Consider the following 10,118-nt stretch of genomic DNA (forward strand, 5'->3'; position numbering starts at 1 on the left):
ACCGCCCCTGGTGAATTGCCAGACCTTCAGCCTGCCACCCGCATTCAGGAGGAAGGTGTCTCTAGGTGTCGGGACCGTTGCGACAACTGCCTCTGCCGAAGTGGCCGCAACCCGAATCCAACACCCGTCCTGTGTTGTCATGGACATGGGGGCTGGCTCCTCAGTCCCGATTCCCTCTCCCCGGAAGGGGGAGTAAACTGACAATTGAACCCAACTCACCCTCACGGAGACCTATGATCGAGAGTGCTCCGCCCCTCACTCGTCTGCCCACTGCTGCCACCCCCCTGGTCGGAAGGGAACATGAGCTGGCGGGGCTGCGTTCACTCCTCGCCTGGCCCGACGTGCGGCTCGTCTCGGTGCTCGGACTGGGCGGGGTGGGGAAGACGCGCCTGGCGCTCGCCGTGGCGTCGGAGCTGAGTGGAGCGTTCGTGGGCCGCGTTTACTTTGTCCCGCTCGCTTCCCTGCGGGACCCAGAATTCCTCATTTCGGAGGTCACACGCGTGCTGGGGCTGGAGGGGACTGGGGGAGCCCTGGGGCTTCTCGCTGGCTTCTTCAGCGGCGGCCCGGCCCTGCTCGTCCTCGACAACCTTGAGCACCTGCTGGACGCAGCGGCCGAGTTCGTGGCGGATCTCCTGGGGGCGGCCCCTGATCTCACCATTCTGACAACGAGCCGCTCGCCGCTGCGCCTGTCTGGCGAGCGGGAGTTTCCCCTGGGACCGCTCGCCCTGCCCGGCGAGGGGCTGGGCCCGGAGGCGCTGGGAGAGGTCGAGGCGGTGCGGCTGTTTCTCGACCGCGCGCGGTCGGTCCGTCCGGACTTCACCCTGACCCAGAGGAACGCGGGGGCGGTGTCCCGCCTAGTCCGGCGGCTGGATGGCTTGCCGCTCGCCCTGGAACTCGCCGCCGCCCGCCTGCGTCTGCTGTCACCGGAGGCGATGCTTCCCCGGCTCGAACATCGCTTGCGCCTGCTGACGGACGGACCGCGCGATCTTCCCGTCCGGCAGCGGACCCTGCGCGGAACCCTCGACTGGAGTTTCGACCTGCTGGGTGAGGGGGAACGCCTCGTTCTGGTGCAGCTCGGGTGCTTCGTGGGTGGGTTCTCCCTGGAGGCGGCGGAGGCGGTGGTCGACCCCGCAGAGGAGACCGACGCGCTTGAGCAGCTTGGGTCGCTGGTCGAGAAAAGCCTGGTGTCACGGGTGGAGGGGGAGGTGCCCCGGTTCTTTCTGCTGGAAACCGTGCGCGAGTATGTGCTGGAAAAGCTGGAGGCATCCGGAACCGCCACGTCGGTGCGGGAGCGGCACTTGGCGTACTTCCTCGCGTTCGCGGAGGCGTCGGTGCAGGGGCTGCGTGGGCCCGAGCAGGAAACCTGGCTGGAGGCGCTGGACCGCGAGAGGGACAACTGCCGGTCCGCCCTGGCACGGGCGGTCGAGGCAGGGGCCGCCGAACTCGCGCTCCGGTTCGCCACGGCCCTGAGGTGGTTCTGGGAGTTCCGAGGGGACCTGGAGGAGGGCCGGGGCGCCCTGGAGACGGCCCTGGCCCTGTCAGGTGACGTGGCGCCCGAGCTGCGGGCCCGAGCGCTGAACGCCCTAGGCGTGTTCGCGTGGCGGCAGGGCGCCCTGGACACGGCCCGGACCTTTGTCGAGGAGGCGCTCAGCCTGCGGCGCGCAGCCGGTGATTGGGTTGGCGTGGGAGGGTCGCTCCGCAATCTCGGGGTCATCGCGCGGCTTCAGGGGAACCTCGTCCTCTCGCGGACCTGTCATGAGGAGGAAATCGGGATCTACCGCCGCCTGGGCGACCCCCTGGAGGTGGGGTACAGCCTGCTGAACCTGGGGGCGTTGGCATTCGCCGAGGGCAACCTCCCGGCGGCACGTTCGGCCTTCCAGGAGTACCTCGCCGTGGTGACTGCCGCGGGAGATCACCACAGCCTGCGGGCGGGCCTCTCCAACCTCGGGGTGGTGGTCCGGGCAGAAGGCGACCGGGTGCGGGCCCGCGCCCTGCACGAGGAGGCCCTCGCCATCGCCCGCGCGCACGGCCACCGGCAGGGCATCGTGAATGACCTGCTCAGCCTCGCGGTGCTCCTCCTGGACGATGAGGACGTGGAGGCGACCGAGGGCTACGCCCGGCAGGCCCTGACGGAAGCTCGGGGAATCGGGGACCGGCTCTCGGCCGTCCAGGCCCTGAACCTCCTGGGCGACGCCGCCCGATCGCGGGGTGACCCGGCCACGGCGCTGGCCCATCGCCAGGAGGCCCTGGTGTTGGCACGAACGTGCGGCGACTTCGAGAACCTCGTGGCCTCCCTGGAAGGCCTGGCGGAAGCCCAGCTCGCCGCGGGCCAGGGTGCAGAGGCAGCGCGCCTGCTGGGCGAGGCGGGAGCCCGGCGACACCGCACAGGTCAGCCCGCGACCGGGCCAGAGGCGGCACGGTTGACCGGAGTTCTGGAGGGGACGAGGGCTCAGCTGGACGAGGCGGCGTTTGTGGCCGCCTGGTCGGACGGGTGGGCCCTGGGAGGTGGGGGGACCCTGGGGGTCCCTGCTCCTAGCCCCTCGCAGCTCCCCTCCTCTGACCGGGCCTCAGGTTCCCGGGACATCCTGACGGACCTGACCCCCCGCGAGCGGGACGTACTCCGCCTGCTCTCCCAGGGCCTGACCAACCTGCAGATCAGCCGGTCGCTCGACCTGAGCGCCCATACGGTGAGTGGTCACATCCGCTCCATCTTCTCCAAGCTGGATGTGACCACACGCGCTGCCGCCACCCGGGTGGCGCTGGATCGCGGCCTCGTCTGAGGCACGGTCAGCAGCGCGGCGGAGCCGTGCGGATGACGGGCAAATCCCAGATTGTTTTCCCGGTGTGAGGCCATTTCGTTCTATCGGGACTGGAATGGAACTTCATGGGTCCACAGAAGACGTCGTGTGGAGGCAGGGCTGGTTTCGGAACTCCCAGTATGAACCGGTCAGTGCAGCCCCCACGAATATGTGGGGAGGTGAGACGGGTCATCTCCCCCATATTCATGCGGCGTGTGAACCCAGTCCTTGCCCGTACGGTGGTCTCGTCAGCACGGGCCAGAAGCCCTGGCGAGACGGCCCTGCGGGGCGAGGAGACCAGCATGATGAACTTAGTTCGCGCCATCGTCGGCACCACCACGGCCCTCGCCCTCTCCGCCACGGGACAGGCCAGTGGCACTCTGCCCGCCGCCCTGCTGGGCCAGTGGATGACCACCACCGCGGGCGATACCTATTACGTCACCTCCGGGGGCCAGACCAACGGACCCAGCGGCAGTGGTGTGACCTTTACCTTCACCGCGGACGGGCACTACTCCGAGGGCGCCTACTACAACGTCGCCATGTACAAGTGCAACACGGGCTTCTTCGGGTTCACCGAGGGCACTGTCACCGCGGCGAACGGGAAGCTGACCTTCAAACCTCTGAAGGCCAGCCTGCGCCAGTGGGCGACCTGCGGCGGGAAGGACACCAAGGAAGACGTCAGCAACGATCCGAACATCATGAAGACGAAGGTTCTCGATTACCGGGTGACGGCGGATGGGGCCAGCCCTGACTGGAAAGTCCTCACCCTTCTTCAGGCCAACGGTCAGCCCTACTCCACCCTGCGCTCGAAAGGAACCGCCCAGGCGACCTCGAACGTGCCGTCAGGAGGCCCCGGGGCGAGTGGGGCGGTCAGTGGGACCCTGGCCGTGCCCGACGGTCAGACGGTGTCGGGCACGGTCGTGTTCGCCTGCCCGGTGAAGGGTGGCTGCGACGACACCTCGAAGGTCAAGGTTGCGAAGGTGACCTCGGGGGGACGAACTGCGCAGTTCCGGGTCGAGGGTCTGGGAGAGGAGCGGTACAACCTGATCGCCTGGAAGGACCTGAACGGCGACGGACAGTACGGTCCCGGCGATCTGGCCGGAGGGTACACCCGGGACGGGGAGAAGGTCGAAGCCGTTGCGGCGCCAGCCCAGGGCCTGACGATCAGCCTGTCGGCTGTTCCTTGAATTCACTCATTTCGACTGTGAAGCCGGGAGCCAGCAGCTTCCCGGCTTCGCCAATTGATGGGTTCGAGGGGAGCCGATGGCAGGCTCTCCGCGGACCTTTCTAGGCGGAAGCCAGAGGTTCCTGGCCGCATCCAACAATGAGGTCACCTGAGAGGGTGTTCTCTGTCCAGCACTTCTGCGTGCAGTCGTCGGCACCTTGACCGGTCGTCCCAAGACCGACTTGTACAAGGTTGGGGGGTGAAGGTCGCAACAGGACTCCGACGTCCTGGTGCCAGCTGTGAATGAGGCGGTGTTGCTGGCGGTGCAGCCTATTTCTGGCCGTTCCTCAGGAAGTGGAGTGCCGTGCGTCCTGATCCGCCTCGGGTTCACTTGCGAAGTCCATCGTTGCTGGGGAAGTTGAGCGAAGGGCTGGGTGGGCCTTACCCCCGCACATAGCGGGTCTGGGCTACCTTCAGTGATCCGTTCCAGAGGTTCAAGTCGTGGGCTTCTGGGAATCCCCCCTCATTTGCAGGGCTGTGGCTACGCCTTCACTCTTCCCCGACCCCGCACGTCTGCGGCATGCGGCTGACCCGGGGTGGAGCATAGGCTGGCCCTGTCAAAAGAACGCGGCCGAGAGAACGACCAGCGTTCTGTTGAAAGGAGCGCTATGAAGCATCTGATCACTCGTCTGTCCCTCTCCCTCGCCGTCTGCACCTCTGCCGCGTTCGCCAAATCCTCTGTCCCGGCTGGCATGGTCGGTGCCTGGATGTACAGCTCCATGAGCGGCACCACCTACGTGGATACCACCACCGGCGCCTCCAGCGCTCCCAGCGGGATTGCCCTCTACTTCAAGTTCGGCGCTGACGGCACCTACGAGTACGCCTACCGGGAATCGGTCACCAACTACAACTGCAGCACGATCTACCTCGTGTACAAAGAGGGGCAGTTCGACGTGAGCGGGTCGAGGGTGGTGCTGCATCCCGTACAGGGCCGCGCCACCTACACAGCGAATTGCAGCCCCAGCCTGAACAGCGACCGGGCCCTCAGGGCAGACGAGTTGAAGGATGACCCCTACACCTGGCAGCTCAAGGTCAATCCGGACGGTCCCGAGCAACTGCTGAATCTGACCACTCCCTCCGGCGCCACCGGCGACCTTCGCCCCCTCTGATCCTGGCAACAGTCCTGCTGAGCAGGGAACGCTGAACCATCTCCGGCAGGGTTCTGGCAAGTTAAGGCGAGTAGGGTGGTGAGCAGTGCTTGACCGGAAGCCGTACCGCCACCGTTTCCCCCTGAGCATCATCGGGTACGCTCTCTGGCTGTACCACTGCTTCCCCCTCAGTCAGCGGGATGTCCAGGAATTGCTGCTCGAGCGCGGCATCGTTGTTAGTCACGAAACTCTGCGCCAGTGGAACATCAAGTTCGCCCCACTGCTCACCGAGGAACTGCGTCACCGGGAACCCCGTCGAGGTTCCCGGTGGCATCTCGACGAGGTCTGCGTGCCGGTGGGAGGTGTCAAACACTGGTTATGGCGCGCGGTGGACGAGCAGGGCGGAATGCTCGACTTCCTGCTCCAACCGCACCGGGACAAGGAGGCTGCCCGGACCTTCTTCACCCGGCTGCTCGGTGAGTACGACGTCCCCGAGGTCATTCACACCGACAAACTCTGGAGCTACGGGGCGGCCATCCGGGAACTTCCCGTGCTCCGCGATGCGGAGCACGTCCAGGTGGTCTCCACAGCCCGTTGCAACAACCTGACCCTGCAATCGCACCGTCCTACCCGGCAGCAGGAGCAGCAACAACTGGGCTTCAAACGTCGACGACGTCCTTGCCCTGCACGCCCGCGTCTTGAACCTCCATCAGCACACCCGAACCACCGTACCCGCCCCAGCAAGGCGACGCCACTTAAGGGGTGCCCTGCGAGTCTGGGGTGAGGTCGTGCAGCGAGCAACCTGAACTTCAGGCTGCCCGCTGGAAACGTTGATCTGCTCGTCGTTAACTCGCCAGAACCGGCTAATGCGTCTTTTTCCAGTCGGTGCCGAAGTCGCCCATCTGGGAAACGACCTCGGCCCCGAGGGCGAACGACAGGCTGTCCTGCCCGGTGATGGCCCCGGCGTGCATCCGGTCCCACAGGGTCACGTACTCGAAGCCGCCGTCGTAGTCGAAACTCTCGCTCTTCAGATTCTCCAGCGCCTTGGTCTGGAGCTTGGGCGTCACCAGGCTCAGGACGGCGTGGTAGACGAAGCGCCCGTTGCCGTCGTTGCCCGCCTCGGCGCGGAAGGTCAGCCACGCGGGGCAGTCCGTGTAGGTCTGGCCCTTGCCCAGGCCCAGGGAGGCGCCCAGGCTGTTCAGCTTGTCCTGAGCGACCTTGGTCATGGCGGCGTTGGGCTGCCCCTTCAGTAGCACTTCGGCGCGACCGATGCACACCTGCTCGGCTCCGAAGGGTTCGAGGTTGGCGGGCGAGCGGGCGGCGGAGGCGGCGGACAGGGCGGTGAGGGTGAGGACGGCGGACAGGATGGCTTTCATCACGGGGTTCTCCTTGCGGCGGGGATTCAAAGGGTGGGGTCTTCTGGGCGCTCAGCTCGGTTGGGGAACGGGGGGCACGCGGCCGTGGTCCACGCTGTACGGCACGTCATGTCCCAGCAGGCGACCGACCGGAAACAGCAGGGCGAAGATCAGCTTTTGCAACCAGATCGGCGGCCCGGCGAGGTAGAAGTGGTCCGGGTAGCGGTGCAGGGCGACCGCCATCGGCAGCAACGGCATGGAGCCGTCCGGGCGGGTCCGGCCCTCCCGGGCGCCATCGAAGGTGGCGGCGAACAGCACCTCCCAGCCGCCCGGGTTGTCGAAGCGGATCAGGAAGCGCACGCTTTCCCGGTTACTCGCGTTGAACCAGATGTGCGGCGTCCCGGCGGGGATGAACACGGTCTCGCCCGGCCCGTAGACCCGCTCCACCCCGCCGATGACCGTGCGCAGGTGGCCCTCGAAGATCACGAACGTCTCGTTCTGCTTCGGGTGGATGTGCGTCAGGGGCGCGGCGAGCCGCCCGCCGGGGGTCACGGTGCATTCGAGTTCAAGCAGCGTGCCGCCGGTCTCCGCCGCCGTCTTCAGGAACCGGAACGTCTCGCCCGAGATGGGGTTGTGGATGACGTCGCCGGACCGAATCCCTGTCTGTACCGTCTTCATGGTCGTCTCCTTGAAAGAGGGAGGGCGCAGCTCACTTGAAGCGCCAGTAGACGTAGGACCGGCCCGCGCCCCCGCCGTAGCTGCCGGTGCAGCTCCCATCGGCACCCAGGAACTTGATCGTCGCCTCGTTCCCGAAGCTCCCGCTCCGGTCGTTGGACACGACCAGCGCCTCCCGCTTCCCGTTCTTGTCGATGAAGGTCGCCTTCACCTTGTAGGTCCCGATGGGGATGTCCACCGCGATCTTCAGCGCGGGCACGGTCCTCGTCAGGGCCTTGCCCGTGGAGCCGTCAATCAGCGGGCCCACCGGGGTGAGGCTCAGCTCGATCTGGTCCTGCTGGGTCACCCAGCGGTCCTGAAAGCCGCCCTGCATCGGGGAGATGGAGCCGCCGAAGTAGCCGAGTTCGCTGCTGTCGTCGTCCCAGTCGGGAATGCGGCCCGAGAGCTTCCACTGGAAGTTGCGGACGACGCCGTTCCTGGGCACAAAGGGGTTGTACTCGGAGGTCTTGCCCAGGGCGAGGCGGTAGCAGAACTTCTGGCCGTCGTAACGGACCCCCAGCCAGGCGTAGGCGCGGTAGCCCACGGGGGGCAGGCCCTCGACCGTGTAGCGGCCCGCCTCGTCGGTCAGGACCTCGGCGACGCCGGTCGTGACGACGGGCTTGATCCAGACGGTGACACCCTCCAGGGGCTGGCCGCGGGTGTCGAGAACCTGACCCTGCACGGTGCCGGAGCCAGGCTTGCCGGGGGCGGCGAGGGCGGCGGAGAGGGCGAGGAGGGAAAGGAGGGCAATGTTGGTCGTCTTCTTCGCGTGCATCTGGAACTCCTCCCGGCACCCGTTGCGGCGCGGCTTCCCTGGGAAAGTGAGGGCAGCGTAGAAAGACCACCGTGACCCGAAGATGATTGCCGTTTTGCCGCCTGGGCCGATCAAATCGCTGGTGTGAGGGAAGGGGTGGGACGCTGCCACCTTCCACTTGGAGCCAGACGTTGTGGGCTATGTCGTCGAGGAGCGGTGGTCCCTTCGCTGGGGGCGTTTGCCCGCTCCCCAAAAGAAATCGCCGGGGCCCCATTTCCTGCGGCCCCGGTGCGGCGAATCGTCGGTCTCTTTGCCCTCACTCCACGTCTTCCTTCACCTCCACGAGTTCGAGCTGAAGGCCCGTGGTGCCCGCCTGGACCAGCGTCGCCTCCCCGTCTTCCAGCAGGGTGCGGTCCACCCAGTCGCCCGCACTCAGGTCCTCGTTGCCGTCCACGTCTTGCAGGGCGTAGATCGCGTAGGGCACGTCGTCGAGGTTCTCGATGGTGAACGTCGCCTTGGACCCAGTGCCTTGGATCACCGCGCCCCGCAGGTCCTCGGAGTCGCAGTCCCCCCTTGGACAGGCGAGGATCACGCTGTTCTTCAGCGAGTGGCCGCCCGCCGCCGTCACCGTGCCGCTGATGGTGCGGGAGGCGGCGGGGTGGGCACCTGCGCTCGTGGGGCGGTTGATGGAACCGGCGGCCAGGACGGGCGTGCCGAGCGTGAGGGTGAGGGCGAGCAGGGCGGTCAGGGTGGGCAGGGTGCGCTTCATGGGGTTCTCCTTCGCCGTGGGGCGTGTCCCGACGGTAGGAGAGGGGGAATGATTGGACGATGACCGGCCTACTGGGGGTTCTGGCAACTTTGTGTGTTGAGTCGAGTCGTGGGAAGCTCGGCTCGTCACTCCCACTCGAGCCGACAAGCCTGCTGGCAACTTTGATCTTCCAAGGTCGTCCGTTAAATCCTGGCCGGCTCGAGCCCCTTTCGATCAGGCGCAACAGTATCTGAGGCCACCCAAGCCTGTACACAAAATTCCGCCGACCGGACCCGGGTGGTGACCCTCGTTTTCCCTTTCTGGGGGGTTTTATGTTCGTGCTGGGTCTTGATGTCGGCAAAAGCGAACTGTACGCCTGCCTACTCCAGGTTCAAGCGCCTGGGTCCTTGACGCGTGTTGGTGTGGTCAAAGCCGTTGCGAACACCGCCAAGGGGCATGAACAGCTGCTCTTGTGGCTGACTTCGTCAGCCACAGTGGGGGAAGAGCTCTCGGTGGTGATGGAATCCACCAGCGTGTACTGGGAGCGAATGGCGATCACCCTCCACGAAGCCGGTTGCATTGTCAGTGTCGTGAACGCAGCACAGATCAAGTTCTTCGCGAAAAGTACGTTGAGGCGGGGGAAAACGGACAAGCTGGATGCGGAGTTGATCGCCCGGTATGGGGCCGTGATGCAGCCAGCCCGCTGGCTGCCCCCCGAAGCGGACCTGGTCGAGCTGCGTGCGCTGCTTCATGCCCGTGACCACATCGTGGAACTCCTGACCCTCGAGGCAGGGCGTCACCACGCCATGAATCACCAGCACCAACCCAATCCAAAAGCCCTCGGTTTCTGTGAAGCACGCCAGACACTGCTCGAACAGCAGTTGGAGGAAGCCAATGAGGCGATCAGGGCACTGGTCCTTGGTTCCAAGGAGGTGCAGGAGAAGGTGACCCTGCTGACCTCGATTCCTGGGATCGGCCCGTTGACCGCCTCGATCCTGCTGGTCGAGACCCTGCACCTGAGCCGGATGGAAAGCTCGAATCAATGGGCTGCGTACGCAGGCCTTTCTCCTGTTCCCCGTCAGTCTGGGAGTTTCACTGGACGGACCCACATCTCAAAAATAGGAAACGCACGTCTCAGACGTGCGTTTTACCTCTGTGCGCTGACCGCGTCGCGTATGAAGAACACGTTCGGGGACTTCTACCGTCACTTGATCACTCAGGGAAAGCCCAAAAAAGTCGCCCTGATTGCCCTGGCTCGCAAGCTGCTCCGAGTCGCGTTCGCCGTCCTGAGGTCAGGCCAGAGATTTAATCCGGACTATCGGCGCCCGTCCCCCGAGCCTGCTTGACCCCGACCAACCAACACAGTATTTAACGAATGCAGGCCGACGTTGCTGGCCTGCACTCTGAACTTCAGATCGCTCGTCGCACCACCTCAC

8 protein-coding genes and 1 pseudogene are annotated in these 10,118 nt (G+C 65.8%); 5 read left to right on the forward strand and 4 right to left on the reverse strand.

Going from position 1 to position 10,118, the window contains the following annotated elements:
• Positions 1-233: 233 nt before the first annotated feature.
• The 4 genes and pseudogenes from F784_RS24975 (at position 234) to F784_RS24120 (ending at position 5,917) form a co-directional block, all read left to right on the forward strand.
• Positions 234-2,780 (forward strand): tetratricopeptide repeat protein, encoded by a 2,547-nt coding sequence (locus F784_RS24975; RefSeq protein WP_019588607.1) that lies wholly within the window; start codon positions 234-236, stop codon positions 2,778-2,780.
• A 320-nt stretch (positions 2,781-3,100) separates the two neighbouring features.
• A complete protein-coding gene (locus F784_RS0120600; protein ID WP_019588608.1) occupies positions 3,101-3,985 on the forward strand; it encodes an META domain-containing protein in 885 nt (294 codons plus the stop codon).
• Between the two features lie 646 nt (positions 3,986-4,631).
• Positions 4,632-5,132 (forward strand): hypothetical protein, encoded by a 501-nt coding sequence (locus F784_RS0120605; protein WP_019588609.1) that lies wholly within the window; start codon positions 4,632-4,634, stop codon positions 5,130-5,132.
• Positions 5,133-5,217: 85 nt separating this feature from the next.
• Positions 5,218-5,917, forward strand: a pseudogene (locus F784_RS24120) (IS6 family transposase).
• A 57-nt stretch (positions 5,918-5,974) separates the two neighbouring features.
• Here the strand turns inward: F784_RS24120 and F784_RS0120615 are convergent.
• The 4 genes from F784_RS0120615 to F784_RS0120630 all read right to left on the reverse strand — a co-directional run bounded on the left by F784_RS0120615 (position 5,975) and on the right by F784_RS0120630 (position 8,703).
• Entirely contained in the window at positions 5,975-6,490 is a 516-nt protein-coding gene (locus F784_RS0120615) for a hypothetical protein (RefSeq protein WP_157465421.1), read from the reverse strand.
• A gap of 48 nt (positions 6,491-6,538) precedes the next feature.
• Positions 6,539-7,144 carry a cupin domain-containing protein gene (locus F784_RS24980; RefSeq protein WP_019588611.1) on the reverse strand — a complete coding sequence of 202 codons (606 nt, stop codon included), beginning with the start codon at positions 7,142-7,144 and terminating at the stop codon, positions 6,539-6,541.
• A gap of 31 nt (positions 7,145-7,175) precedes the next feature.
• Positions 7,176-7,955, reverse strand: a complete 780-nt coding sequence (locus tag F784_RS0120625; RefSeq protein ID WP_019588612.1) for a carboxypeptidase-like regulatory domain-containing protein — start codon at positions 7,953-7,955, stop codon at positions 7,176-7,178.
• A gap of 295 nt (positions 7,956-8,250) precedes the next feature.
• Positions 8,251-8,703: a hypothetical protein gene (locus F784_RS0120630; protein WP_019588613.1), complete on the reverse strand. Its 453-nt coding sequence runs from the start codon at positions 8,701-8,703 to the stop codon at positions 8,251-8,253.
• Between the two features lie 311 nt (positions 8,704-9,014).
• Between F784_RS0120630 and F784_RS0120635 the strand changes: the two genes are divergently transcribed.
• Entirely contained in the window at positions 9,015-10,028 is a 1,014-nt protein-coding gene (locus F784_RS0120635) for an IS110 family RNA-guided transposase (protein WP_019588614.1), read from the forward strand.
• Positions 10,029-10,118: the final 90 nt, after the last annotated feature.

This window comes from Deinococcus apachensis DSM 19763 (genome assembly GCF_000381345.1).
GTDB lineage: Bacteria > Deinococcota > Deinococci > Deinococcales > Deinococcaceae > Deinococcus > Deinococcus apachensis.